Source organism: Methylococcales bacterium (genome assembly GCA_030949405.1).
Lineage (GTDB): Bacteria > Pseudomonadota > Gammaproteobacteria > Methylococcales > Methylomonadaceae > WTBX01.
In genome coordinates this window covers 80,788-106,296 of sequence record JAUZSN010000002.1, presented here as the reverse complement: position 1 = coordinate 106,296, position 25,509 = coordinate 80,788, and the positions used below count along the sequence as shown (strand labels likewise).

Genomic DNA, 25,509 nt, shown 5'->3' with positions numbered 1-25,509 from the left:
TAATCGCTTTTAGTTCCCTTACTTTTTCCCCTATAATTACCCTAAATTAAACCGTTTACAACTTTATAATAATTGTAAAAATCAGAAATACTGGAGATAAATTTAATTATGAAAAATAAAATAGTATTGTTTTTAGCGTTGATGTTTACCCTAAATGTCAGCTATGCAGAATTAAAAGTAGGCTTCGTTAACATAGCAGAGGTTTTAAAAAAAGTTCCTCAGGCAGAAGAAGCTAAAAAACGCTTAGAAACAGAATTTTCTCCTAGAGATAAACAGTTAGCCTCACAAATTAATGATATTAAACGTTTAGAAGAAAAACTGGCGAAAGATAGCAGTGTCATGAATGCGTCTAAGAAAAAAAATCTTGAAAAAGAAATTATTTCTAAGAAACGTGAAGCAAAACGCGCTCAGCAGGAGTTTGGGGAAGATTTTAGTTTACGTCGTAATGAAGAGTTAGGTAAATTACAAAAACGGATTGTTGAAGCCATTAAAGAAATTGCACGCGAAGATGATTATGATTTGTTACTTACCGATGGCGTAATTCATGCCAAACCTGAAATTGATGTGACTGCACGTGTACAAGAAAAACTTTCAAAGTTTTAAATAGCCGAACATTAAATTTAAACGTATATTGAGCGATAAGCGGGTTAATTTTTATCTGAAATAGCTGATGCTATTATCATACTTAAGGTAGGTTTAAGGATGAAATTTTACTGATTTTAAAAACTTATAGTGCGTAGAGTGGGTTTAGCCCACCCTAGGCAGGTAGCCCTATAAATTTTATAACAAAGATTCGGTTTTTATTAACTTTTCATTTCTAAGTACTTAACTTCACGCTTTTATCGTTTAAAAAGTTATTGAATAATTTTCATTCCTAATACTATAAGTAGATCACACTATGGCTGGACAGCTAGATAATTTACAAATTCAAGAATTTTTACCCCATAGATACCCTTTTTTATTGGTAGACCGTGTTTTAGAATGTGAACCTAATGTAAGGTTATTAGGGTTAAAAAATGTAACGTATAATGAACCTTTCTTTCAAGGTCATTTTCCAAAAGAACCTATTATGCCCGGTGTTTTAATTTTAGAAGCACTAGCACAAGGGACGGGGTTATTAGCCTCAGCGACCGAACCTGAAAAATTGGGTAAAGGGATGACCTATTATTTAGCAGGCATTGATAAAGCGCGTTTTAAACGACGTGTTTCACCAGGGGATCAATTAATGTTAGAAATTACTTATCTTCGTCGAAAACGTAATATTTGGTCATTTGCATGTCGTGCCGAAGTAGACGGTGAGTTTGTTGCCAGTGCGAACATTATGTGTGCGGCAGCGGTCGATTAGTTTTGATTGATTCTAAAGCAGTTATTGATGTTAAGGCTGAAATAGCCGATAACGTACAGATCGGTCCTTTTTCAGTAATTGCAGGGGATGTGCAAATAGAAACAGGCACCGTTATTGGTTCACACGTAGTCATTAAAGGGCCTACAAAAATTGGTAAAGATAATAAAATTTATCAATTTTCTTCTATCGGTGAAGACCCGCAAGATAGGAAATATGCTAACGAGGTTACACAGCTTCAAATTGGTGACCGAAATATTATCCGTGAATTTAGTACCCTTCACAGAGGAACGGTACAAGATCATAGCCTGACGAAAATTGGCAATGATAATTTACTGATGGCTTATACGCATGTTGCGCATGACTGTATTGTAGATAATCATGTCATCATGGCGAATGGCGCATCGTTAGCAGGCCATGTGCGCTTGGGTAATCATGCGATACTCGGCGGCTTTACCTTGGTTCATCAGTTTACACAAATTGGTGAATACAGCTTTTCCGCCATGGGAAGTGCAGTTACGCAAGACATTCCCCCCTTTGTGATGGTGGGAGGCCGACCTACCCGTCCCCATGGAATTAACTCGGTAGGAATGGAGCGAAATGGTGTTTCACCTGAAGTGATTAGAAAAATTCGTAAAGCCTATAAAATTTTGTATAAAAGTAATTTTCGTTTAGAAGATGCGATTGAAGAAATTGAAGACTTAGCAGGCGAAAGTGATGAAATTTCAATGATGGTTAGTTTTTTACGCAATGTAACGCGTGGGTTGCTTAGGTAACGATGATTATAGCGGGAATTGATGAAGTCGGGCGCGGGTGTTTAGTCGGTGCTGTGGTGGCCGCCGCCGTTATTTTAGACCCCGATAAACCTATTGCAGGCTTAACGGACTCTAAAAAATTAACGGAAAAACGTCGTCAGGCTTTAGCTAAACTCATTAAGCGGGATGCGTTGGCGTGGTCAATTGGACGGGCTGAACCGTGTGAAATTGATAATATTAATATTTTACAGGCTTCCTTATTAGCCATGCAGCGGGCGTTTAATGCACTGAGTATTAATCCTGACTGGGTAAAAGTAGATGGTAATCAATATCCGCCCATCGCGTGTGCAGGCGAGACGATTGTTAAAGGCGATTTAACCGAAGCTGAAATATCTGCGGCCTCCATTATTGCTAAAGTTCATCGTGATAGTGAAATGCAGGTATTAGAACAGCTTTATCCAGGTTATGCCTTTGTCCAACATAAAGGTTATTCGACTCAATTACATCAGCAAAAATTACAAGAGCTTGGGGTAACCGATTTACATCGAAAATCCTTTTCACCCGTTAAAAAACTGTTATAACGTGGTTATTTAAGGTTGTTTTCTGGCTTGAATACAAGCCATTTTTTTAGAGACGATATTTATTTCTAAAGGAAAACTGTTTATTCCATACGTGCTTTTTATTTTGATAGAGTCAATTGGTTAGCCTTAACTCATGAGGGATACCAACTTAAGACGGCTTAACTGTCCGCCCTTCGACTGGGCTCAGGACGAACGGTTAAGTCTCGCTTCATTAGTGTCCCATCTTAAAAAGGGGTCGCTCTATCGGGCTACCAGCTTAAGACGGGGATAAGTTGAGGTTAAGCCTTGCTCCATAGTGGCTTGTCTTTAGTTGGTAACTGCTTTTCATGCTTAAATGCTTATTTGAGAACCTCTTTCTTTTTTTGCAATATACATTTTTTCATCTGCACTTTTAATAAGGGCTTTACTGTCTACATAATTTTTAGTTCCTGTTTCTGCTATCCCTATGCTAATCGATAAATCAGGGTATCTATCGGTAAATTTATTAATTATTTTTTTACATACCGCATTAGCATTTTCAAGATTACATTCTGGAAGTATGACACAGAATTCATCGCCTCCATATCGACACGGTGTATCCCCCTCTCTAATACTTTCACCTAGAGATTTTCCTATAAACTGAAGTACTTCATCTCCTTTTATATGTCCAAAATCATCATTGATTTTTTTAAAATTATCGACATCAAAATAAACTAAGCATAGTTTTGTTTGCCGCCTTTTTGCAGCAACTAATTCCTTTCTAAGAAAATCCTGCATGGCTCGCTGATTGTATATGTTTGTAAGCGGGTCAAGTTTAGCCAGCTCTTCTAGTTGGACTGTTCTTTCGGCGACTTTTTCTTCTAAACTTGTCGCATAAACTTCGGTTCTATTTTTAGCGGATTCTATTTCACCCACTAAACTACCAATGTAGGTATCAAATACAAGGGTCGTGTCAAAATAGAGAAGTTTGTCTAAGGCGCTTAATGTTACTTCTAACGTTTCATGGTTATTGGTTTTTGTTTTTAGTACCTTGACGAGCAGGTCTTTTAGCGTGCTTACAGCGGATAAATAAAGTTTGGGTTCTACTCCAATTCGTTTATGTACCATACCAATTCTTAATCTATTGTTCACATATTCAGCATCATAATTTCCAGAGAATAGATCAAGGATATAATGATGTGCTGTGCAGTGCGTAAACGAAATAAGGTATCCGCATCTCCAATCAGTAAGGATATTTCTTCTATCTCAGTTTGCTTTTCATAAAATTCATCTACAATGGCATCAATATTGTCTTCAATAAACAGTTTATGGTTAGCTAATTGATTTAGTAATTCTTTTTTAAGTCCAAGCAACTCCATGCGTCGAGAAATCTCAACATCACTAATTTTCATTTGCTCTAGCAGTGTTTTTTCAGTGCGTTTCATTTTGATTCCTTATTGACCTAACCATGAAAATAACGTGCAGCCATTCGCGTGATTTTTCGGCGGTCTGATGTTACGAGTTAGAGATCTATTAACCATTTATAATCAACGTGTTAATAGTTTATATTTCGCGATACAATCCTACCATAATGTGTCTTAAGAATAATTTTTTTGTGTAAATAGGTAACCTGTGGTTGGTAATATGAACAGTCAAAAGAATCAATCCGCAGGGAGTGTCTTAGTTCTGATAGCCCCGTAACCACCGTCATCAAGAACAAATTAAAGAGACGGTAAGTGTGAGCTAAAATAGTTTAGGGTGGTCGAAAATGAACTCGTACGATCGCTGGCTAGATGGTATTTAAGTCATTTATATTGGTTTGCGTATGAAATAGTGTAAGGTAGCTCGCAAAAAATAACTTACCTTAATACGTTATTCTCATCATCAAGTTTTTCCGTTCATCCTTCGACACGCTCAGGACGAACAGAAAAATTCTCAACTTACTGGGCTATCATTTTATGTCGAGTTACCTAAGAAACGTGGATCAAATAACCTCGGTAACTTCATTCAAACACGTTGATAACTCAAGGCTTATAAATTTAAGTTGCATGATTTAATTCGTGCTTATTCCTAAGTCCCATTATCTCTTAAATCAACGGGCTAGTATTGTTGGAATTAAGGATTGAAGTTATTGACTTTATTTATTTTTGGTTTATAGCGTCTTAATTTCAACAATTCTGACCAACTTGATTTATTTCAATAATTATATTTTAAAATGTAACGCGGCCGTAACTAGCGGATTTATAAAGAGCGTAGCGAAAGAAAAATACATCTGGGTTTACAGGTTATTAGACATCAACTTTATTCGAGACAGTATTTTCGATTGCATTGATGGGGGGCGTGGGGATAGTTCAACTCACGCTTCTGAAACGATAGAATAGAGGGGGTCTGAATCACGCCACCATTAATATTGATAGCCTTTTGAATAGTCTGATTTTTTTGCCAACCATCAGGGCCTGCAAACACCGTCGGTAAATAAACAATGAGAGCCGCAGAGATTGATCGTGTTGCACTTTCCCATAAATAGCTAGGCGTGTGATCCACAGCGTAGTAATCTGTGGTTTCATATTTAAACATTGGATGCTTAAATGTAGTTGGCTTGGCAAAAAAGAATCCCATTCCCTCATCACAACTGACATCAATAATCAGGCCATTGGGCTTAAGGTATGAGCTTTCCGCCTCGGTAACAAAGTCGGTAGGGTTTTCTGTATTTTGAAAGGTTCCGTTTACGATGATATCTGCTTCACTAATCAGGTCAGTCAGTGGATGCACCGTTCCATCCTGTTCCACCACCAGCATACGAGCCTCTCCTTCATTACCCGCCCTAATTCTGACATAGTTACAATCAAGTATCTCTTTGTTCACTGTATGATTGGGGCGTTGAATGCAGATTGTAATATCTCTAAACCCATGTGCCTTAAGAGCGTATATTGCACCACGACTGACGGCACCAAAACCAAATAGGATTATTTTGCGTTGATTACCATAATATCCATCAATACCTTTAAGTTGCAAGGCATGTATTACAGCGCAATAGCCAGCCATTTCATTATTCTTAGAGAATGTGTGACGACGAATACGACCATCAGGAGACCAAACATTCATATCCTCAAAGGCAATAAGTGTTAATTTGCGATCAATGGCTGCTTGAGTAATATCCCATTGCTGCACACAATGGACATAGCCCCAAAGTGTGCCTCCTTCGCGAAGTTCCTGTAAATCAGCTAATACGGGCTTGTTAATAATAACCGTGCCAATATCGGCCAATAATTCATGGCGTGTGGCTATGCCACCTGTCTGAGCCGCAATTTCAGAGTCAGAAATACCGAAGGGTGTTCCATAACCCACTTCAAATATCATCTGACGACGAAGTGCTTCAGGAATGCGCTGTAAATGTTCTGGGTGTATTGGAAACCTACGTTCATCTACTTTTTTTTGAAGTCCCAATGACTCCTATTTTAAATTTATTGATGTTGAGTCCTTTTGATTAAACAAATAAATACGTGTGACTTCATGAGCGAATGATTAGCTTCGCCAATAGGCCCGCTTGTTTATGCTCTACTTTATCATAATAGACTTGTTCTTCTAAATAAAATATATTAAAATCAATTGCTTATATATACTTGATAACACTCACAATCAGTTGATACAGCCTAATAAATAAACTTTAAATTAAATTATTAAAAATAATAAATAAGCTTTATAATAAATTTCTATAAAAAATAAAAATCAAAGTATAACATGAAAATAAAAGAAATTTTACCAAGAATTTATGATGATAGACAGTTAAGAGCTTTAACAGGATTAAAAACAGAACATTTTATTTTACTATTATCTCTATTTGAAAAGACCCTTATTGAAGATCAAAAAGAAAAACATGAAAATAAAGAAAGAAAATACGGTAGTGGTTTAGATAGCACATTAAAAACACCCGCAGACAAATTATTATTTATATTAAATTATATGAAGTGTTATTCTACTTTCGATCACTTAGGGTTTTCTTTTAATATGAATAAATCATGCGCCCATACTCATGTATACAAATTATTTCCAATTTTAATAAAGACGTTAGATATATTTAATGTTTTACCTGCAACAAGTTTTTCAACCCCTGAAGAAATGCAGCAGGCTTTTGGCGGAGTTCAAACATTGATAATAGATGCTACAGAGCGTGCTGTACAACGCCCTAGTGACTATGAAGAACAAAATTAATTTTACAGTGGTAAAAAAAACAGCATACAATTAAAAATACCACTATAGCTTCTTTAGGTCATTTAATTTTATATATTGGGGTTAGTTTTCCAGGTAAAAATCATGATTATGGAATGTTTAAAAAAGAATTTAATCCAGAATTAAATTGGTTTAGTAATTTTAATATATTTATTGATTTAGGTTATTTGGGGTTTAATAATGAATATAAAACTAATTCGGTAAATATTCCTCATAAAAAACCAAATAAATCTAAGCATAATCCAAACCCAACATTAACTGAAAATCAAAAAAAAGAAAACAAAGAGATGAGTCGTGAAAGAGTCATTGTTGAGCATGTAATCGGTGGAATGAAAAGATATAGATGCCTAGTTGACAAGTTTAGAAATAAAAAAGAAGGTGTAAAAGATTTATTTTCTTTTTTAGCGGCTATCCTATGGAATTTTAACATGATATATTAACTTCTTCTTAAAGAACAAGTCTAATGAATGCTTTATTCAGGTTTTAGACGATAATGAATAAGAAATAGATAAAACCTACGGGCTTATTAAAAAGAGAGTCGTCATAATAAAGTCACTGAACTGGAAAGAATCTTTATAACTCAAGGATTGGAGTATGAGCATTGAAGAACTGAATGAATCACAGTTAGTGGCATTAAATAGACAAGAAACTAGAAAAATAAAGTGACTCTAACGACTGAATTATTGATTCATTGGCTACCAACTTAAAACGGGACACTATGGAGCGAGGCTAGCTGCCATATTTTAGTATCATGGGTTAATGACTAAAAAAAACACAACAACACAAAATCAAGCTGGCTAAAATCAAGCTGGCTGACCCCTTGTTTCCAAAGCTGGCTGACCCCTTGTTTTTTGTGAAGGCCGAAAAATCAAGCTGGCTGACCCCTTGTTTTGGCTGACCCCTTGTTTTTTGTTGTTTTTTGGACCCCTTGTTTTTTGTTGTTTTTTGGACCCCTTGTTTTTTGAGCTGGCTGACCCCTTGTTTTTTGCTTGTTTTTTGTTTTTAGCTGGCTGACCCCTTGTTTTTTTAATCATGATTCCTGCTTTTTTTAGCTACCGAAAAACATTAATTTATCAGAGAAAATTCAATAAAAATAGTTGGTAAATCCTTCTAAAGGCAGCCTATGTTAAAATTGTATTGTTAAGAGTCTTTCTTGTAATAATTATAGTTGGACTCATTTTAATATCACGAAACCAATCGAGAATAGGTATGATTCATAAATATAAACTTAACGCCTTATTAGATAACCCAAAGCTACCACCTGAAGACTTACCGATGGTACATAAAGCTATTGAGGAATATGACGAGTGGATTAAAAAACTAGATGCTATTGACCTAGAAGGTAATGAACTTCTTGAAAGAATGATTGAGCTATTAAATGAATATAAATTTTTTATAGAATTCAAACTGATTTTTTGCAGCAAACAAGATTTTCTATATCGCCAAAAGGGTCAATTAAAGCTAGATAATACAATATTAGAGGAGTTTTTACCTAGATTAGCTGATTCAAGGCTAGTCCCATCATTAAAAAATTATGAAGGCTTGGATGTTGGGCCAAGGAAATGTTTTGCTGGACTTTCATTTGGAGAAAGTCATTTGCTTTTAAATTCTGGGGGAGTTTTTCTTAAAGGAAAGGATCAAGATTTTTCTATCTCAAAAAAAGTACATATCAAAGCATCGACATCTCCCACATATTCAAATAATGTTTTCGAAAGTGATATTAATGTTGGGTTTATAGTTGGTGAGATAAAAACAAACCTAGATAAAACAATGTTTCAAGAAGCTTCAGCAACTTCTAGAGAGCTTAAAAATAATGTCTCAGGTGCAGTTTATCTTTTACTCGTAGAATGGTTAGATATGCCACCAATTGATTCAAAAAGAACCCATATTGATGAGGTCATATTATTACGCAAAGCTAAAAGGTTAAATTCAAATATTAGATCAAAATTTTCAAATTCAACATCTAGGATACAAGTAGCTAGTGAGTATAAAAAATATCTAGAAGAACATCCGTATAGAGTTGATTCATTTATGAGAATTGTTAACCATATTCAGGCATGTTTTCCAGAAACCACAGAACTTGATGTGCAAGAAGTTCTAGATAGAGGTTATTTCTGATATGAAAACAGTAAGATTTGGTGATGTTTTTGCAGGAGCTGGAGGTTATTCAGTTGGGTTGAGAGCTGCAGGTCTAAAGGAGTCATTCGCAATAGAAATAGATGAGTGGGCTTGTGAAACACTAGCAAATAATTTGACATGTACTGTTGTAAATAGAGATATAACCAAGATTTCAGATAATGAAATTCTGGCGCTTCCAGAAATAGATGTTTTAGTTGGCGGCCCCCCCTGCCAAGGTTTTTCTGTAGCGGGGCCATCACAGTATGGTATTGATGATCCGCGAAATAATTTATTTCTTCATTTTTTGAGAGTTGCAGAACTTAAAAAACCGTACATTTGTATAATAGAAAATGTTCCTCAACTTTTTACTAAGAAACTTTCATTTGGTGTAACTGCGCTTGATATAATCCGCCTAAAATTTGAAGAATTAGGGTATTGTGTAGAATCTACACTGTTGGATAGTTCTAATTATGGAGTGCCACAATCAAGAAAAAGAGCTTTTATAGTTGCATATTTTGAAGGCATTAAGTTTAAATTTCCAAGCCCTACTCATACCTCGGAACTAAGACAGTCATCATTATTTCCTGATGAGCATAAAAATAAAATAACTGTCTGGGAGGCTATCTCTGATTTACCTCAGATTGAAGCATCTGAAGGTAAAGATTCTTTAGTATCATATGAATTTGAAGCTCAAAACCAATATCAGCATGAAATGCGAGAACAATCAAATGGAATAACAAATCATGTTGCAATGAAGCATACGAAGAGGTTAATTGAGCGATTCTCAAAAATCAAACCGGGTCAATCGTTAAAAGATGTTCCTAATGAAAATGGACAAAAGGTAAAGTATACGGGGGAAACAAGTTTAAAACCATATAAAAGCAACAACCAAAGACTCGATCCAAACAAAGTATGTCTTGCTATACCAGCAAGTTTTCAATCTACTTTTTTACACCCATATAAAAATAGAAACTTGACTGCTAGGGAGGCTGCTAGACTCATGTCTTTTCCAGATAGTTACATATTTAAAGGTAAAAGAACATGCATGAGTTGGGAGAAAAACTTATCTCAATACAATCAAATTGGAAATGCAATATGTCCCTTATTAGCTAAGGAACTTGGGAAATCTTGTGTAAAATCTCTTTCTGATATTGACAGAAGTAAATTTAAATACCCTACAGTTGTAAAAAGAGTAACACCTGTAGTTAATGGAAATGAGGAGAGCTTTGAGTATCAGAAACAATATGCGTTGGCAGACATTTCATTTTTTAATAAAGTAGGTGCGAATTTGATAGAACTCGACCCTAGAAATAAATACCATGAATATAAAGGGGTTAATATTCCACTCGCATACTTCCCATTAGCTCTCATAATAGCAAGTAGTGAGGAATGTGAGTTATGTGATTCTAAAAAGATACCTTATGCATCTCACAAGGGTAGTATTCCTTTTTTAATAAGTAAAGACGGGTTTGATTCGTTGTCAAAAAAAGGCTATGACAATGGGTTAGATTATCATTTACGAAAATTTGGCTCTTTCCCCACACAAGTAGCACACTATGTTTCTGAAATATTGGAAGAATCTAATTTTGTTAATGTAAATAATAAAATGACCAATGAGAGGACTGGTCGTCCTGTAAGAGGGTTTCAAATAGTTGAAATGCCAATAGAAGTTGAGGCTCTCCGTAAAAAGTTTAATTTGATGATTAAAAGGAAAGCATAATAAGTAATTATAATTTTAAAGCTAAAAGCATGCTAATCGGGTAGCCAAGGGTATCTCACCCTCAGCCCCCACACCATCCTGCGTGCGGATCCGCACAGGGCGGTTCATTAACCCAGTGTTACTAACACTTAATCCAGCTATTACTTACATAGAATAGCCCTTGTCGTTTAGACAAGTTTTCATCAAAGGTTGGGGTTATGTTTTCACGCTGACGATGACCTTTTCCTGTCGGAAAATAGGGCTTCTTCAAGTTAAACATTCCTCTTACCTTTTGGTTAATATTCAGCCCTTCACCGTGTCCCAACCATTACGATGGGCGTTTGATTACTATGGCTTCTGCTGACTTCTGCTTAAACAATCAATCCATTACTGAATTGACCGCCGTCGATTTTCCATCACATTCGCTCTCTTTGGTTGATGGATTCCAAAAAGCCAAGACATTTTCTAACCCTGCGCCTTTTACAGGTTTCTTATCGACTGCCTGTTAAGCAGACCTCCCCAGATAAGAACATGAACTGTCACGCCACAACCTCATCATTTACGTTATCTCACAAACCTTGGGTTTCGTTGTCTTGTGCCAACTCACCTCAGAGACTACGCCTAATATGATATTTCTGTTCGTAGGCTTGTCGTTTTGCACTTAGGTTTCCTTCTCACAACACTTCGCAATGTTGCAATTACCCTCGGCTAGTAGTTATACTTAGCCTACAAATGGATGCTAAGTTGGTTTTCCTACAGAGGACTTGCACCTCATTAGTTCATGCCCATGCTGGGCGTACACAATCAAATCCACTTGACCGTAAAAAGCGTCACAAATTTTTGCTATCGCAAAATTTCCGCCCCTTTTTACGGTCAAGTGATTTGGGCGTTAGAAGAATAAGGGAAAAAAGTAATGAGGAAAATAATATTTATCGTACTTGTATATAGTCTTGGTTTTAATTCTTTAGGATTTGCGGATAGTTACTCTCCCTCCCATTCTTGCTCAAAACCATCTAAACCTTATGAATTTGAGGACGAATATGAACTAGAAAGTTTTAAAAGCAACGTCGAACAATACAAACAATGTATTGAAGATTTTATTGAAGAACAAAATGATGAGGCTCAAGAACATTTAAATGCAGCAGAAGAAGCAGCAAGTGAGTGGAATAGTTACGCAAGCTACGAATTAAATTAAATGGAAAATAAAATAAGAATTGTAATTTTTTTATCAATAATCTTACCAGCCTATACAAGTAGTACAGGAATAGTTAGAGATGGCAACACTTCGGACAGTTTTAATGCGAGATAACCCCGAAGCTACAAAGCTCCTCGTATTGAGAAGAGCATTTTATTAAACTCAGGTCTACCCCAGAGTTTAATAAAATACGTTCAATCGATAACTCATTGAAAAATCTAGTCTTCCAGCTACCGATTGAAATTGGTTTTCGTTTAGGACTTAAAAGTCGGTCATGCCATTTGATCAAATTTAGCGTAGTAAAACGTGCCTTAAAATGGCTGTGTAAAGCAGGTTCAGAACGTGCTTGGCAATCACAAAGTCCTGTAAATTGTTTAGCATCACGAAATAGAAATTCAATCTGAAACCGTGCCTTGTAATAATTATAAAGTGTCATTGCATCAATCTCTGTATCTGTTGAAAACAACAAGGCATAACGTGTACCTTGTGACGTTGTTTTAACTAAATAAGCGATGCGAATATTACATTTCAATGAGACAGAATTAACGATTGCTGTATAAATCTTAACACCACCCTGTTTACCTGCTAATTCTAATTTTCTCGTCTCACCCACAATCCACTTACTGTCATAACATTTATGGCGACCTTTTTCTTTTTGCACGCCTTCGTAGAGTAAACGTAAATTAGCATCACAACGTAATTTTCCAATTTGATGGTAACCTTTAGCGATCACGCCATGAGTAAACTTTTGTTTAGAATCCCAAAACTTAGCTAAACCGTAAGTTTTTTCACCACTTTTGTTAACAAAGCTACACTCTAAAGCCGCTATTTTTTGTCCCGACGTTGAAAGAATTTCATTATTACCTACCTGATTAAATTTAAGAAAATCTAACTTTTTATTAAACCATCGACGATAGGTTTTTTCTGATAACTCATTGTAACGGTGGTTTAGAACCACTAGACATTTTTTCTAAAATCGTTTCTATTAGTTGCATGGAAATCTTCTTTTCAGGAAATTGTTGCTTTAGAAACTACATTTTCCTATGAATTGAAGATTTCCTCTACTTTTAAAACTGTCCGAAGTATTGCAGACACATTGGTAATGCAGTACATCCAAAGCCTAGTGAAATCATTGGATAAAGTATTGTTGAACATTTACAAAAGAAAGGGTCAACACAAAGAAAGAAAGAAACAAAGAAAGCAAACAAGAACAAAAGAAAGGGTCAAGTCTTGCATTTTGCAAAATTAAGGAGTCAGACACCTTTAATTCAGTATAAACTAAATTTTCAAGTATGCAAAATGCAAGACTTGACCCTTTCTTGTGACCCTTTCTTGCAGTTAACTATTGCTATAAAATTTTGTTTATGAAATAATTAAAACTGTTCACTAACTTTTAAAAATATTTAATGTTTAAATTTTTCGGCTGTTTTATTCTTATTTTTATCATGGTAACGATGCCTGTTATGGCAACGTTTAATCCGTGTACAAATAAAAATTTAAACACTGAAAAGCCATTAATGACAATGACTACTTCTTTTGAGTCAAATCAGCAAGCGATTCATTCACCCTTGCAAAAACACTCAAAGAGCAAAATGCAACACTGTCATTCCATGACACATTGCAGTTTTCATTTATGTAGTGTCCATTATTATCCTAATTATTACCGCCTTTATTCGATAACGGTGGCTTCTGTTTATTCTCATTCTGAGAATGCTTTACTAAACTCTTTTTCTCACTCACCTGAGCTTAGACCCCCCATTAGCTAACATCCTGTTTAAACTGGCTTAACTTAAACGTCATTTCCATAGGAAAAGTACGTTCAAAATGGCTGTGAGCTATGTCATGCCGCCTCTAAACGTGCCTACCTTTCATTTTAAAATACTAGAAATGACTTATTTCTGGTAAATATATGAAACATTATGTTAGTTCTTTATAGACACTCTTTATTGATAGTCTGTTTTTGTTTTATGCACCCGCTTAAAGCAGAAACTTTGCTGACTTTAGAATCAGCACCCCAAATCGCATTAAGTGATAATCCCAATTTAGCTCAAATCAACGCTCGTTTACAGGCGATGCAAGCGATTATTCCGCAACGCGGGGCTTTGCCTGACCCTGAAATCAGTTTTAATGCTTTAAATTTACCTGTCGATAGTTTTGATTTAGGTCAAGAAAATATGACACAAATGCAGTTTGGGTTTAGTCAAAAAATTCCTTTTCCCACTAAGTTAGCCTTACGAGAACAAGTGGCGACGGATGAAAGAAAAGTGGTTGTGGAAAATTTACAGGAAGCGCGTTTGCAATTAGTCAGCGATGTTAAACAGCAATGGTGGTTAATTTTTTATGTTGACCGTGTACTCACTATTATTGATAGCACTCAAGCACTTTTGCGGCAGTTTGTTGAAGTTGCTAGAACTAAATATGAAGTCGGTCAAGGTCTGCAGCAAGATGTCTTGTTGGCACAATTGGAATTATCTAAATTGTTAGACCAGAAACTAACATGGCAAGGTCAACGTAAAAATGCCGTAGCTGGGTTAAATGCCTTATTAAATCAAGCGGCAAATCAAGAAATAACCTTACCTAATACGGTAGTTGCTGAATTTAAAAAACTCTTACCTGAAGATAACCTTTATCAACAAGCCCAAAAGTTTCGAGCCGCATTAGCCGCAGGTCAGCAACAGATTAAAGTAGCAAAATCGCGTTTAGACTTAGCTGAAGAAGATATTTATCCTGACTTTAAAATTGGAGCTTTCTATGGGGGGCGTGATGATACTTTGGCAGGTAATAGACGAGATGATTTTTTTAGTATGAAACTCAGTGTCACTGTCCCTATTTTTGCAGAAAGAAAACAAAACAAGGCAATACAACAACGTAAAGCTGAGGTGAGGCAGAGCGTATATGCGTTGCAAGATTTATGGAATCAAGTCCGCAAACAAATTTCAATCGCTTATAGTGATTATCAACGTAGCACTCAGCAAATCAGCTTGTTTGAAACAGGGATTATTCCGCAAGCACGGCAAACGGTGGCTTCAATGCTCTCAGGTTATCAGGTAAATAAAGTCGATTTTTTAAACTTAATTCGCAGTGAAATCACTTTATTTAATTATGAAATGGAATATTGGCATAGTTTTATGGAAGCTCATCAAGCTTTAGCACGATTAAATGCCGTCGTTGGGAAGGAGAATTTTTATGAATAAGTTAATTTTTATCAGTGTAATAACGCTCTTTATCGGTTTGAATGCAGGTTTTGGATTGTCATATTTTTGGCAAGCAAAAATGGTTTTAAATCAACCCCCCTCCGAAGTGGTTAAAAAACCGTTATTTTATCGCCACCCTATGAACCCAGATGTCACCTCCCCTGTCCCTGCTAAAGATTCAATGGGAATGGCTTATGTTCCTGTTTATGCCGAAGCGGATAAACCCCAAGAAAAAATGGGAACAGTCACTATAGATGCAGTGGTTGAACAAAATATCGGTGTACGTACTGGGAAAGTTACCCGCGAAAATTTAACCCGTCATGTACGAGCGGTTGGGCGCATTGATTATAACGAAGAACAGATGGTGCATTTACATCCAAAAACTGAAGGCTGGATAGAGAAAATGTATGTGGATAAAACAGGACAACAGGTTGCAAAAAATTCACGCCTCCTTAGTATTTATTCACCGCAATTAGTCACCAGTCAGCAAGAATATATTTTAGCCCTCAATAATTTAAAAATTTTGCAAAATAGCCCTATTGCTGAAATTCGTCAGGGTGCAGAGGCTTTAGTCGAGAGTTCTAAACAGCGTTTAAAGTTATTGGATGTGCCACCGCATCAATTACGTCAACTTGAACACAGTCAAAAAATTAAAAAAAGCTTGCATATTCATAGTCCAGAAAAAGGGATTGTGATGAAAATTGGCGCAAGAGAAGGACAATATGTCACCCCTGCTACTGAAATTTATATGATTGCCGATTTAAGTACGGTTTGGGTTTATGCCGATATTTATGAATATGAATTGCCGTGGGTTAAACAAGGGGATTTAGTAGAAATGCAACTCGTAGGTATTCCAGGACGAATATTTACAGGGAAGCTGACTTATATTTATCCGTATGCGAATGCAAAAACCCGCACCATTAAAGTTCGTTTGGCTTTTGATAATCCTGATTTATTGTTAAAGCCGAATATGTTTGCTGAATTAACTATTAAAGCCGACAAACGCTTAAATAGTCTAGTGATTCCAGCCGAAGCGGTGATTCGTTCGGGAACGCGCAATCAAGTTTTTGTGGTCAGAGCTAAAGGTAAATTTGAGCCACGTCTAGTGGTGTTAGGTTTGACTTCAGGTGATAAGGTTGAAGTGTTAGAAGGTTTAGAACTGGGAGAAAAAGTAGTGACTTCAGCACAATTTCTCATTGATTCTGAGTCTAAATTACGCGAAGCCACCGCTAAAATGCTGAAAATGAAAACTAAAAAACCTGAGCATAAAATGGACATGGACATGGACATGGACATGGATATGGATATGAAGTCTGAAAAACCTGAGCATAAAATGGACATGGATATGGATATGAAGTCTGAAAAACCTGAGCATAAAATGGACATGGATATGGATATGAAGTCTAAAAAACCTGAGCATAAAATGGACATGGACATGGATATGAAGTCTAAAAAACCTGAGCATAAAATGGATATGGATATGGATATGGATATGGATATGAAGTCTAAAAAACCTGAGCATAAAATGGATATGGATATGGATATGGATATGGATATGGATATGAAGTCTAAAAAACCTGAGCATAAAATGGACATGGATATGATGAATCACGAAAAGCATACAATGCCCACTAATAAACAAAACAACCAACACAACCAAAACAACCAACACAATATGGAGAATACTCATGATTGAAATCATCCCTAATTGGCATCCTATTTTTGTTCACTTCACGGTGGCTTTATTAAGTATTTCTATCCTATTTTATTTTGCAGCCAAATTATTATCGAACAAATATCACTGGCAACAGCAATGGTTGAACATGGCAAATTGGTCGTTATGGAGTGGCTGTTTATTGACCATAGGGACGGCGATAGCAGGTTGGTTTTCCTATAATAGTGTTGCTCATGATAGTGCTTCTCATGCGGCAATGACATTGCATAGAAATTGGGCGTTACCCACAGCTACTGTTTTCTTACTGTTGGGCGTTTGGGCAATACTATTGGCAAAAAAAGAACGCCAGCCTAGCTTTTTGTTTTTAACCTTCTCAATGATTGCAGGACTTATGCTCATGACCACGGCATGGTTAGGCGCGGAAGCTGTTTATCGTTATGGCTTAGGCGTTATCTCTTTACCCAAGGTTGAAGAAGGGGCAGATGGACATAATCATAGTCATGAAGGAAGTCCTAATGAATCGGCAGAAGAGAATGCCCATCAGCATGACCCTCAAAAAGAAGAAATAGCGCCTGAAACAGAATCAGTCTCTTCTCATGGTGATGAAGAAAACATTGACGGACATAATCATAGCCATGAAGGAAACCCTAATAAATCGGCTGAAAGTCAACTAATAAAAGAGAATGACCCTCAAAAAACAGAAATAGCACCTAAAACCGAATCAGTCTCTTCTGATAGTGAAAAAAATATTGAAAAGCATAATCATAGTCATGAAGCCGTTGAGGAGAAGACTAAAGAGCAACCCATAAAAAATGATGCTCACGAACATGATTCTCAAAATATAGACGCTGTTTCTAAAGCTGATAATTCTAGTGAAAAAACTCATGACCATCAACATTAAGACTCTCTTTAATTCTAAATTTAATCTGGCGAACCCTATGAAAATAAAATTAATCTCATTAATATTTTTACTCTTTGTTATGACATCCTGTGCAACGATTACAAGGGAAAATAAACCTTTAAAATTAAAAGATGGCTCAAGTGTTTTTATAGAAAATGAGCAAGTAATAAAAATTATTGATAAAACAGGAAAAATTGTAAGCATAGAAAAAGGCGTTATGTTGGAATTAGTTAATGGAAATTTTATTTATATTCGACGCGATGGCAAAGTAAATAACCTTAAAACACCTAAGCCTTCAAAGGGACATAGCCATTAACGTTTGAACTAAATGACATTGAATAAAAATGATTAAACGCCGTCCTGCTTATGTTATTTCCAGAAAAATATTCAATGAACATACAGGTTTAGCTTTAGTTGCGCCAATCAGTAGTCGGGTTCGTGGCATTATGCTGGAGATTGTTTTAGAAGAAAAACTTGAGACTAAAGGTGCCATTTTAATCCATCAACTTAAATCATTAGATTTTTCAGAACATGAAGCCGAATTTATTGAGCGCGTTTCACAAGCCAGTATTGATAAAGTAAAAGCCTTGATTAAAGTGATTACAAATTAGCTAAGATTTAAGCCGTTTGATATAGAAATGATGAATCACAAAGAACGTACAATGCCCATAATCAAAAATTAGGAATTTTTAAAATGGAAAAAATAATTATTTATCAAACAGTTGATAATCAAGTAGAAGTTGAAGTAGCGTTTGAAAAAGAAACGGTATGGCTTAATCGTCAACAACTTGCTGCTTTATTTGATAGAGATATAAAAACAATTGGTAAGCATATTAACAACATTTTTAAAGAAAGTGAGCTTGAAAAAACCGCAGTTGTCGCAAAATTTGCGACAACTGCGGCGGATAATAAAAGTTATCAAGTCGATAGAAGAAAAGGCGGCGATGTTACTTTATCTTATTGTTAAAAATCATTCTTTTGTTGATGGCAATAAACGTATTGCAGCCGCTTGTTTTTTATATTTTTTAGAAAAAAATAAATTATTGTACAACCCAAATCATCAGTCAATAGTAAGTGGTCACACGCTTGCTTCACTGACATTGTTAATTGCAGAAAGTAAACCTGAAGAAAAAGAAACCATTAAGCAAGTCGTGATTAGTATTTTAAATAGACAGTAAATGGATTAATAAATGATTACAGATTAGCTAAGATTTAAGCCGCTTGATAAGGCATAACGTGTAAATTTTCTTAATGTTGACGAGCGTGCCATAAATCATAAGCCGTTTGCAGTCGTAACCAATGATTAGCCGAGGGTTTATGAAAAACCAGCTCTAATCGTAAAGCCATTTCAGGACTTATATTGATTTTTCCATTTAAGATTTTTGTTAACACTTTAGGGCTAACGTCTAAATGTTCTGCGGCATCTGTGATTGATAACGCTAACGATTCAATAACAAGCTCTTTTAAAATTTCACCTGGATGGGCTGGATTATACATAACCATTAGTGATAGTCCTCATAATTTACAATTTCAACATCTTGATTAACATGACGAAAAGTGACACGCCAATTTCCACTGACTTTGATAGACCAAATATTTTGCCGATTCCCTTTTAATTTATGTAGCCCAAGTCCTGGTAGATTCATGTCCTCTGGGGTTTCTGCTTGGTCTAAGTTAGAAAGAATCAGCTGTAATCTTTTACTATGCTGATTTTGAATGCCCGATGAATTACCAGATTGGTAAAACCGTTCTAACCCTTTATGTAGAAAACTTTTTATCATACTGATAAATTTTAGTTAAGTTACCACTATGTAGCAAGATAAAAATAGGATAAACATGATTAACTCTCTTATCAATAACGCCATTAAAAACCGTTTTATTGTCTTACTTGCCGCCTTATTATTCGGATTAGGCGGCTTATGGTCTTTTAAAAATATGCCTTTAGATGCCATCCCCGATTTATCCGATGTGCAAGTGATTGTCTTTACCAAATATGCGGGGCAATCTCCGCAAGTAATTGAAGACCAAATTACTTACCCTTTAACCACCGCAATGTTATCTGTTCCGAAATCTAAAACAGTACGGGGTTATTCCTTTTTTGGCTTCTCCTTTGTCTATATTATTTTTGAAGATGATACCGATATGTATTGGGCGCGTTCGCGGGTTTTGGAATCTTTGAATTATGTCAGTGACCGACTGCCAGAGGGGATTACCCCCACGTTAGGTCCAGATGCCACAGGGGTGGGTTGGGTGTATGAGTATGCTCTAGTTGATAAAACGGGACAACATGATTTAGCCCAATTACGCTCTTTACAAGATTGGTATTTGCGTTATCCCTTGCAAACCGTCAACGGAGTCGCAGAAGTGGCTTCAATTGGCGGTTATGTCAAACAATATCAAGTCGAAGTTGACCCTAACGCCTTATTAGCCTTTAACATTCCGTTATCTAAAGTTAAACGCGCTATTCAACGCTCAAATAATGATGTTGGTGGACGTTTAATTGAAATGGCAGAAACCGAATACATGGTGCGTGGACTGGGTTATATTAAATCGTTAGATGATTTGAATCAGATCCCTTTAGGCGTGAATGAAAATGGCACACCGATACGGTTGCAAGATGTTGCTCATGTCCATTTAGGCGCAGAATTACGTCGAGGAGTCGCTGAATTAGACGGGATAGGTGAAGTCGTAGGAGGGGTTATTATTATGCGTTTTGGTGAAAACGCCCAAGCAACGATTAATGCCGTTAAAGAAAAACTAGAAGAATTAAAACGGGGCTTGCCTAAAGGCGTAGAAATTATTCCTGTTTATGATCGAGGTAATTTAATTACCCGCGCAGTCGATACCTTGAATACCGCTTTAGTACAAGAACTAGTTATTGTTAGTATTATTGTCGCGTTGTTTTTATTACATATCCGCTCATCCTTAGTGATTGTTATTAGCCTACCTTTGGGGATTTTAATCGCCTTTATCTTAATGCGTTGGCAAGGTTTAAATGCCAATATCATGTCCTTAGGGGGGATTGCGATTGCGATTGGCGATATGGTCGATGGGGCAATTGTAATGGTTGAAAATGCCCATAAACATTTAGCCGACGCAGTTGAAAAGAAAAAAGCAGAATTAACTTCAGATGAACGCTGGGAAGTCATTCGTAAATCCTCACAAGAAGTTGGACCTGCGTTATTTTTCTCCTTATTAATTATTACCGTTTCTTTTGTGCCTATTTTTACCATGCAGGCACAAGAAGGGCGGTTATTTAGTCCGCTTGCGTTTACAAAATCGTATGCGATGGGCGCGGCAGCTATTTTAACCGTGACCTTAGTTCCTGTATTAATGGGCTATTTTATACGCGGTAAAATTATTCCAGAACATAAAAACCCTGCTAATCGGTTGTTACATTTTTTACACACGCCAATTTTAAAAGTAGCGATGCGTTTTCGTAGCGTGACTTTATTGCTTGCACTTTTATTATTAGCCTCAAGCTATTATCCTTTATCTAAAGTCGGTAGTGAGTTTATGCCGCCCTTAGACGAAGGCGATATTTTATACATGCCGAGTTCGTTTCCAGGAATTTCAATTACTAAAGCAAAAGAATTATTACAACAAACCGATAAAATTTTAAAAACCTTTCCTGAAGTTGAGCGCGTGTTTGGTAAAATAGGACGTGCAGAAACCGCGACTGATCCAGCTCCCTTAGCGATGATGGAAACCACACTCTCATTAAAGTCACGGGATTTATGGCCTAATCCTAAAAAAACCATGAAAGAATTAATGAATGAAATGGATAAGGCAACTCAATTACCTGGGTTGACTAATGCGTGGACGATGCCGATTAAAAACCGCTTGGATATGTTATCAACAGGGATTAAAACGCCCGTGGGTATCAAGGTTGGTGGCGCGGATTTAAAGGTTTTAGAATCACTGGCTAAAGAAATTGAACAGGTGATGAAAACCATGCCAGAAACCTTATCAGCTTTTGCGGATAGAGCAATGGGGGGGTATTTTTTAGATTTTGATATAGATCGTGAAAAAGCATCTCGTTATGGATTGACCGTCGGCGATATTCAAGATGTGATTCAAACTGCTATTGGGGGAATGAATATCACAGAAACCGTAGAAGGCTTAGAGCGTTATCCTGTTAATCTGCGTTATCCACGAGAATTACGTGATAATCTTGAACAGTTGAAACGTGTATTAATTTCTACGCCAAATGGCAGTCAAATTCCAATGGCATTAGTCGCTGAATTAAAACTCACACGCGGCGCACCCTCAATAAAAAGTGAAGATTCCAGACCCAATGCGTGGATTTATGTGGATATTACCACCTCGGACATAGGAGGTTTTGTAAAAAAAGCCAGACAATTAGTCAAAGAAAAAATCAAACTGCCCGCAGGTTATACGATTAATTGGTCAGGACAATTTGAATATATGGAACGTGCAGCGGCACGTTTAAAAATAGTCGTGCCAATCACTTTATTAGCGATTTTTTTATTACTTTATTTTACCTTTCACAATGTAACTGAGCCTTTGATTGTGATGCTGACCGTGCCATTTGGACTTATTGGTGGCATTTGGATTACTTATGCTTACGATTTCAATTTATCCGTTGCGGTTTATGTCGGTTTTATTGCCTTAGCAGGGACAGCAGCAGAAACGGGAGTGATGGTACTAAATTTTATAGATATAGAAATTGCTGCCTTACGCCGACAAAAACAACGGAGTTTATCAGCCGATGAAATTAGTCAAGCTGTGGAAACAGCAACCGCGTTAAGAGTGCGTCCCGTAGTCATTACTGCTGTTTCAACCATGGCAGGGTTAATTCCTATTATGTGGAGTACAGGCACAGGAGCAGATGTGGCACAACGTATTGCTGCCCCTGTTCTAGGCGGAATGGTTACGGTGTTATTATTGAGCTTATTGGTGTTTCCTGTTATTTATAGCTTTGTTTTGCAACAACAGGAAAATGGTTTACAGAAGTAACTATATAGTTATATAGTTATTTAGTATCCACTTTAAATTTCAGGGTAAAACAAATATCAGACCTGCAAACTTTGCGCTTTTTGAGCGATAAGATTCGCCATAGACGGCATTTTGAATTCACCACTAACTCGGTCATAAACATAATCATAAAAACTCACGGCTAGTTTTTTAGCCGTTTCAGCAAGACTCATAAAACTGTCTTTGATTTTCGTGCCTTTCTCATTTCGAGTCTGGAAGCTTATGTCTCGCGCACGCGCTTGTCTTCTTGCGCCGAGTTCGGCTGCATTGTTATGTAATGGTAATTTCGGAAGTTCCAAAACTCGCAATAATTCGGTCTTTTTCGCCAGTGTTTTGGCGATGCGATCATTGAGGTCTTCATAATCGCTTGTGGTTGCAAACAATTCATCAAATCGCGTTAACAACCATGCCTTTTTATCGGGGCAGGGATTTTTTTTGATAGTTAAGCAACTCCTTATAATACTCCCAATAGTGCCCCTCGAAAATCGGCTAATGCTTGCTGATGTATTTCCAGAATTGGACGGAGTTTTTTGTAGTGGCGAGCATCGTGAACCCAGCATAACCCCAAATGTTCCGTCAGTAATTTGAATTGCGGCGCATCGTCTGCAAGCAAGGTTTCAATAACAGGAAAATCCGTTTGTTGCTGATAATAGACAATGGCGCAAGCTTCGGTGACATGCGTTGCCTGTCTTACGCCTAAGCGTATTTAAGATCGCTAAGTGCAACTTAAATTGCGCTTCATTCATCACTGTATTGACAGGTATTTGAGCATCAACTTTTGCCCGCGCTTTATCAGCTAACTTGAACTCGTCAAGCAAGGATTGAGCTTGTTGATTGTAGATATAATGGCGTGGCGCATAGTCGGTCAGCACGTCCAGAACCGATAAACGGTCTTTGTTTTTAGTGGTGAAATAAGCGGTAAACAAGTCGTTGCAGACCACCTGACAATAGTGGTTATCACCATTGACTCGCGCACTGGTATCATCAATCTGTCCATAATCACTGTTGAGAATGCCGCTGCGATAAAGCTCGCTTTTTTCCTGATGCGCCCAGTCATAACCGCCTGTCCATTGCTGAGAAACATAAGTCGGCGACACCACAATGCCAATATTTTCAAAAAACCGACCATGGGTTTTTCGGTCACGCCCATCATCTTAAGCATGGGAATCAAGCTACGAATTCCAATACCAAATTCGCCCTGACCTCGAACGCCTTCAGGCAATTGGGCGCGGTAATACTTATTTTCAGAAGGTGAATAAAAAATCTCACGGAGATACTTAATATTATTGGTTTTGATGACAATGTCTTGAATCACCACTTCCGCAAAGCCTTTAGATACTAAGTCGCTAGGCAAGCCAGTTTTGTCGAGTAGGCATTTTAGCGTTTGGTCGATTTTAACTCGTGGGATCTTGGGTTTACGGCGGCGTTTTTTCTTATCCGAGTCCGTATTTTCAGTGTCGTTATTAGTTTCTTTTTGCGCGTCAACTTGTGCTTTTTTACGTTCGTCTTCGGATGAAATATCATCACTCTTATTATTTTTATTGGGTTTGATATCAGGCTTTCCCTGCTCACCTTTCAAGCGATTAACCTCGTCACGAAGTTGCTGTAATTCAGTTTCTAAAGACAATTTATCACTGGCTAAGCGTTCAATAAGATTGAATATTTTTTTGACAATATCCTGCGCTTCGCTACTTTCAATTTGAGCGATTTCTTGATAAATGGCGTTAGTTTCAGCCTGTAGGTCGTGGATATTCAAAGTATGTAAATGTTCGTTCTTTTATGATATGTTGTCAAATCTATTTTAGAAATTTTATCTTTACCCTGAGATTTAAAGTAGATACCAAGTTTTCATATAAGCCCGATAAATTCATTATTAAAAAATAAATAGAACCTGCCTTCAACCCCCCGTTCCTATTTAATAATCTAACATTACCAATATTCCTATCCGCTTAGCCATCAATAAAGTCTTGTGGAAAATTTACTTCACACCATAAAGAGATAATCAGACTTACTTTGTTTCGCAGATAGACTATTCATTTTTTAACCTTTCCCATTTAGTTCAAACGTACCGCCTCATTTTGATGACGGTGATTACAACGATTCACTTAGATTCATCTTATCACCCTATCCTGGGCGTTTGTCGGACTTTTAGTCTTTCTGCTACAATTTATAGCTAATATACTTAAAATTAAGATTGCCTTAAAATGAGTCACAAATTCATAAAAATAGATAGAGGCGAGCCAATTGTCTTACCTGATAATTTAGTGGAATGGTTAAAGGATGACGATTTAGCTATTTTTATAGTTGATGTCGTTGAGCAATTGGATACCCGTGTGATCGAAAATGCTTATAAACGTGGAGGAAGTAAGGGGGGTATCCGCCGAAAATGATGTTAGCTTTACTCTTTTATTGCTATGCCAAGGGCATATTTTCCAGTCGTAAAATAGAAAGAGCAATCTATGAGTTAATTCCCGTATTGTATATTGCTTCTGGCTTGCATCCTGACCACGATAGCATCAATACTTTTCGGAAGCGGTTTTTATCTGAGCTGGGCGAATTGTTTGTAATGCTGTTGCAAATTGCTCATAACATGAAGATTTTTAAATTGGGCGATATTTATAATTGATGGGACTAAAATTAAAGCCAATGCCAGTAAACATAAGGCAATGAGCTGGAAATATGCCTGCAAACTGGAAACACAATTAAAAGAAGAAGTAAAAACTTTGCTTAAACGGGCTGAAACTGAAAATAGAAAATTTTGATATTCCAGCTGAAATTTCCCGTCGTGAAGACCGTTCTGACTCCTTTATTTGCGGGTTCAATTGGACGCGGGCGAATCGTTATGTGCGTAAACTTCAAGCGC

The 25,509-nt window shown here is 36.7% G+C and carries 32 protein-coding genes and 1 pseudogene; 21 read left to right on the top strand and 12 right to left on the bottom strand.

The window, feature by feature from the left end:
* Positions 1-108 precede the first annotated feature (108 nt).
* From Q9M50_00620 to rnhB, 4 genes are all read left to right on the top strand, one after another.
* The gene (locus tag Q9M50_00620; GenBank protein MDQ7089142.1) at positions 109-603 is read left to right on the top strand and encodes an OmpH family outer membrane protein; all 495 of its coding nucleotides are present in this window, start codon (positions 109-111) and stop codon (positions 601-603) included.
* A 295-nt stretch (positions 604-898) separates the two neighbouring features.
* The gene (gene fabZ / locus Q9M50_00615) at positions 899-1,345 is read left to right on the top strand and encodes a 3-hydroxyacyl-ACP dehydratase FabZ (protein MDQ7089141.1); all 447 of its coding nucleotides are present in this window, start codon (positions 899-901) and stop codon (positions 1,343-1,345) included.
* Between the two features lie 2 nt (positions 1,346-1,347).
* The gene (gene lpxA, locus Q9M50_00610) at positions 1,348-2,118 is read left to right on the top strand and encodes an acyl-ACP--UDP-N-acetylglucosamine O-acyltransferase (GenBank protein ID MDQ7089140.1); all 771 of its coding nucleotides are present in this window, start codon (positions 1,348-1,350) and stop codon (positions 2,116-2,118) included.
* Positions 2,119-2,120: 2 nt separating this feature from the next.
* Positions 2,121-2,678, top strand: coding sequence for a ribonuclease HII (rnhB, locus tag Q9M50_00605; protein ID MDQ7089139.1), 558 nt, complete (start codon positions 2,121-2,123; stop codon positions 2,676-2,678).
* A 330-nt stretch (positions 2,679-3,008) separates the two neighbouring features.
* Here the strand turns inward: rnhB and Q9M50_00600 are convergent, their stop codons facing one another.
* The 3 genes from Q9M50_00600 to Q9M50_00590 all read right to left on the bottom strand — a co-directional run bounded on the left by Q9M50_00600 (position 3,009) and on the right by Q9M50_00590 (position 6,083).
* Positions 3,009-3,788 (bottom strand): GGDEF domain-containing protein, encoded by a 780-nt coding sequence (locus Q9M50_00600; protein ID MDQ7089138.1) that lies wholly within the window; start codon positions 3,786-3,788, stop codon positions 3,009-3,011.
* Entirely contained in the window at positions 3,785-4,081 is a 297-nt protein-coding gene (locus Q9M50_00595; GenBank protein MDQ7089137.1) for a protoglobin domain-containing protein, read from the bottom strand. The genes Q9M50_00600 and Q9M50_00595 overlap by 4 nt, the downstream gene beginning before the upstream one ends.
* Positions 4,082-4,937: 856 nt before the next feature.
* Positions 4,938-6,083, bottom strand: a complete 1,146-nt coding sequence (locus tag Q9M50_00590) for a N(5)-(carboxyethyl)ornithine synthase (GenBank protein MDQ7089136.1) — start codon at positions 6,081-6,083, stop codon at positions 4,938-4,940.
* A 294-nt stretch (positions 6,084-6,377) separates the two neighbouring features.
* Here Q9M50_00590 and Q9M50_00585 point away from each other — a divergent pair, with 294 nt between their 5' ends.
* Both Q9M50_00585 and Q9M50_00580 read left to right on the top strand, forming a co-directional pair.
* Complete coding sequence (locus Q9M50_00585) at positions 6,378-6,848, top strand: transposase family protein (GenBank protein ID MDQ7089135.1); 471 nt, start codon at positions 6,378-6,380, stop codon at positions 6,846-6,848.
* Between the two features lie 26 nt (positions 6,849-6,874).
* Positions 6,875-7,306: pseudogene (locus Q9M50_00580) on the top strand (transposase family protein).
* 363 nt (positions 7,307-7,669) lie between these two features.
* Here Q9M50_00580 and Q9M50_00575 read toward each other — a convergent pair.
* The gene (locus tag Q9M50_00575; GenBank protein ID MDQ7089134.1) at positions 7,670-7,900 is read right to left on the bottom strand and encodes a hypothetical protein; all 231 of its coding nucleotides are present in this window, start codon (positions 7,898-7,900) and stop codon (positions 7,670-7,672) included.
* Positions 7,901-8,075: 175 nt separating this feature from the next.
* Here Q9M50_00575 and Q9M50_00570 point away from each other — a divergent pair, with 175 nt between their 5' ends.
* Positions 8,076-8,984 carry a Bpu10I family restriction endonuclease gene (locus Q9M50_00570; GenBank protein ID MDQ7089133.1) on the top strand — a complete coding sequence of 303 codons (909 nt, stop codon included), beginning with the start codon at positions 8,076-8,078 and terminating at the stop codon, positions 8,982-8,984.
* A 1-nt stretch (position 8,985) separates the two neighbouring features.
* Positions 8,986-10,704 carry a DNA cytosine methyltransferase gene (locus Q9M50_00565; GenBank protein MDQ7089132.1) on the top strand — a complete coding sequence of 573 codons (1,719 nt, stop codon included), beginning with the start codon at positions 8,986-8,988 and terminating at the stop codon, positions 10,702-10,704.
* A gap of 121 nt (positions 10,705-10,825) precedes the next feature.
* On the opposite strand, the gene Q9M50_00560 is transcribed toward Q9M50_00565, so the two are convergent.
* The gene (locus tag Q9M50_00560) at positions 10,826-10,963 is read right to left on the bottom strand and encodes a hypothetical protein (GenBank protein ID MDQ7089131.1); all 138 of its coding nucleotides are present in this window, start codon (positions 10,961-10,963) and stop codon (positions 10,826-10,828) included.
* 70 nt (positions 10,964-11,033) lie between these two features.
* Here Q9M50_00560 and Q9M50_00555 point away from each other — a divergent pair, with 70 nt between their 5' ends.
* Positions 11,034-11,192 (top strand): hypothetical protein, encoded by a 159-nt coding sequence (locus Q9M50_00555; GenBank protein ID MDQ7089130.1) that lies wholly within the window; start codon positions 11,034-11,036, stop codon positions 11,190-11,192.
* A gap of 404 nt (positions 11,193-11,596) precedes the next feature.
* The gene (locus Q9M50_00550) at positions 11,597-11,878 is read left to right on the top strand and encodes a hypothetical protein (protein ID MDQ7089129.1); all 282 of its coding nucleotides are present in this window, start codon (positions 11,597-11,599) and stop codon (positions 11,876-11,878) included.
* A 100-nt stretch (positions 11,879-11,978) separates the two neighbouring features.
* On the opposite strand, the gene Q9M50_00545 is transcribed toward Q9M50_00550, so the two are convergent.
* Positions 11,979-12,836, bottom strand: a complete 858-nt coding sequence (locus Q9M50_00545; GenBank protein ID MDQ7089128.1) for a transposase — start codon at positions 12,834-12,836, stop codon at positions 11,979-11,981.
* A gap of 448 nt (positions 12,837-13,284) precedes the next feature.
* On the opposite strand from Q9M50_00545, the gene Q9M50_00540 reads away from it, so the two are divergent.
* The 8 genes from Q9M50_00540 to Q9M50_00505 all read left to right on the top strand — a co-directional run bounded on the left by Q9M50_00540 (position 13,285) and on the right by Q9M50_00505 (position 18,826).
* Positions 13,285-13,644 carry a hypothetical protein gene (locus Q9M50_00540; GenBank protein ID MDQ7089127.1) on the top strand — a complete coding sequence of 120 codons (360 nt, stop codon included), beginning with the start codon at positions 13,285-13,287 and terminating at the stop codon, positions 13,642-13,644.
* A gap of 225 nt (positions 13,645-13,869) precedes the next feature.
* The gene (locus tag Q9M50_00535) at positions 13,870-15,072 is read left to right on the top strand and encodes a TolC family protein (GenBank protein ID MDQ7089126.1); all 1,203 of its coding nucleotides are present in this window, start codon (positions 13,870-13,872) and stop codon (positions 15,070-15,072) included.
* A complete protein-coding gene (locus Q9M50_00530) occupies positions 15,065-16,768 on the top strand; it encodes an efflux RND transporter periplasmic adaptor subunit (GenBank protein MDQ7089125.1) in 1,704 nt (567 codons plus the stop codon). Before Q9M50_00535 ends, Q9M50_00530 begins: the two co-directional genes overlap by 8 nt.
* The gene (locus tag Q9M50_00525) at positions 16,761-17,648 is read left to right on the top strand and encodes a DUF2231 domain-containing protein (GenBank protein MDQ7089124.1); all 888 of its coding nucleotides are present in this window, start codon (positions 16,761-16,763) and stop codon (positions 17,646-17,648) included. Before Q9M50_00530 ends, Q9M50_00525 begins: the two co-directional genes overlap by 8 nt.
* A gap of 37 nt (positions 17,649-17,685) precedes the next feature.
* Positions 17,686-17,964 carry a hypothetical protein gene (locus Q9M50_00520; GenBank protein ID MDQ7089123.1) on the top strand — a complete coding sequence of 93 codons (279 nt, stop codon included), beginning with the start codon at positions 17,686-17,688 and terminating at the stop codon, positions 17,962-17,964.
* Positions 17,965-17,992: 28 nt separating this feature from the next.
* Positions 17,993-18,259 carry a type II toxin-antitoxin system PemK/MazF family toxin gene (locus Q9M50_00515; protein ID MDQ7089122.1) on the top strand — a complete coding sequence of 89 codons (267 nt, stop codon included), beginning with the start codon at positions 17,993-17,995 and terminating at the stop codon, positions 18,257-18,259.
* A gap of 83 nt (positions 18,260-18,342) precedes the next feature.
* Positions 18,343-18,615, top strand: coding sequence for a hypothetical protein (locus tag Q9M50_00510; protein ID MDQ7089121.1), 273 nt, complete (start codon positions 18,343-18,345; stop codon positions 18,613-18,615).
* Positions 18,593-18,826, top strand: a complete 234-nt coding sequence (locus Q9M50_00505) for a Fic family protein (GenBank protein MDQ7089120.1) — start codon at positions 18,593-18,595, stop codon at positions 18,824-18,826. Before Q9M50_00510 ends, Q9M50_00505 begins: the two co-directional genes overlap by 23 nt.
* A 70-nt stretch (positions 18,827-18,896) precedes the next feature.
* Here the strand turns inward: Q9M50_00505 and Q9M50_00500 are convergent, their stop codons facing one another.
* A complete protein-coding gene (locus tag Q9M50_00500; GenBank protein MDQ7089119.1) occupies positions 18,897-19,151 on the bottom strand; it encodes a HigA family addiction module antitoxin in 255 nt (84 codons plus the stop codon).
* Positions 19,151-19,429: a type II toxin-antitoxin system RelE/ParE family toxin gene (locus Q9M50_00495; protein ID MDQ7089118.1), complete on the bottom strand. Its 279-nt coding sequence runs from the start codon at positions 19,427-19,429 to the stop codon at positions 19,151-19,153. Before Q9M50_00495 ends, Q9M50_00500 begins: the two co-directional genes overlap by 1 nt.
* 55 nt (positions 19,430-19,484) lie before the next feature.
* On the opposite strand from Q9M50_00495, the gene Q9M50_00490 reads away from it, so the two are divergent.
* Entirely contained in the window at positions 19,485-22,628 is a 3,144-nt protein-coding gene (locus Q9M50_00490; GenBank protein ID MDQ7089117.1) for a CusA/CzcA family heavy metal efflux RND transporter, read from the top strand.
* A gap of 56 nt (positions 22,629-22,684) precedes the next feature.
* Here the strand turns inward: Q9M50_00490 and Q9M50_00485 are convergent, their stop codons facing one another.
* From Q9M50_00485 to Q9M50_00470, 4 genes are read right to left on the bottom strand one after another with little or no spacing between them, the layout of a single operon-like run.
* A complete protein-coding gene (locus Q9M50_00485; protein MDQ7089116.1) occupies positions 22,685-23,050 on the bottom strand; it encodes a hypothetical protein in 366 nt (121 codons plus the stop codon).
* Positions 23,051-23,100: 50 nt separating this feature from the next.
* Positions 23,101-23,259, bottom strand: coding sequence for a hypothetical protein (locus Q9M50_00480; GenBank protein ID MDQ7089115.1), 159 nt, complete (start codon positions 23,257-23,259; stop codon positions 23,101-23,103).
* 4 nt (positions 23,260-23,263) lie between these two features.
* On the bottom strand, positions 23,264-23,587 hold the full coding sequence (locus Q9M50_00475; GenBank protein ID MDQ7089114.1) for a hypothetical protein: 324 nt from the start codon (positions 23,585-23,587) through the stop codon (positions 23,264-23,266).
* The gene (locus Q9M50_00470; GenBank protein MDQ7089113.1) at positions 23,512-24,402 is read right to left on the bottom strand and encodes a hypothetical protein; all 891 of its coding nucleotides are present in this window, start codon (positions 24,400-24,402) and stop codon (positions 23,512-23,514) included. The genes Q9M50_00475 and Q9M50_00470 overlap by 76 nt, the downstream gene beginning before the upstream one ends.
* A 448-nt stretch (positions 24,403-24,850) precedes the next feature.
* Between Q9M50_00470 and Q9M50_00465 the strand changes: the two genes are divergently transcribed.
* Positions 24,851-25,036: a hypothetical protein gene (locus Q9M50_00465; protein ID MDQ7089112.1), complete on the top strand. Its 186-nt coding sequence runs from the start codon at positions 24,851-24,853 to the stop codon at positions 25,034-25,036.
* Complete coding sequence (locus Q9M50_00460) at positions 25,033-25,272, top strand: transposase (GenBank protein MDQ7089111.1); 240 nt, start codon at positions 25,033-25,035, stop codon at positions 25,270-25,272. The genes Q9M50_00465 and Q9M50_00460 overlap by 4 nt, the downstream gene beginning before the upstream one ends.
* Positions 25,273-25,509: the final 237 nt, after the last annotated feature.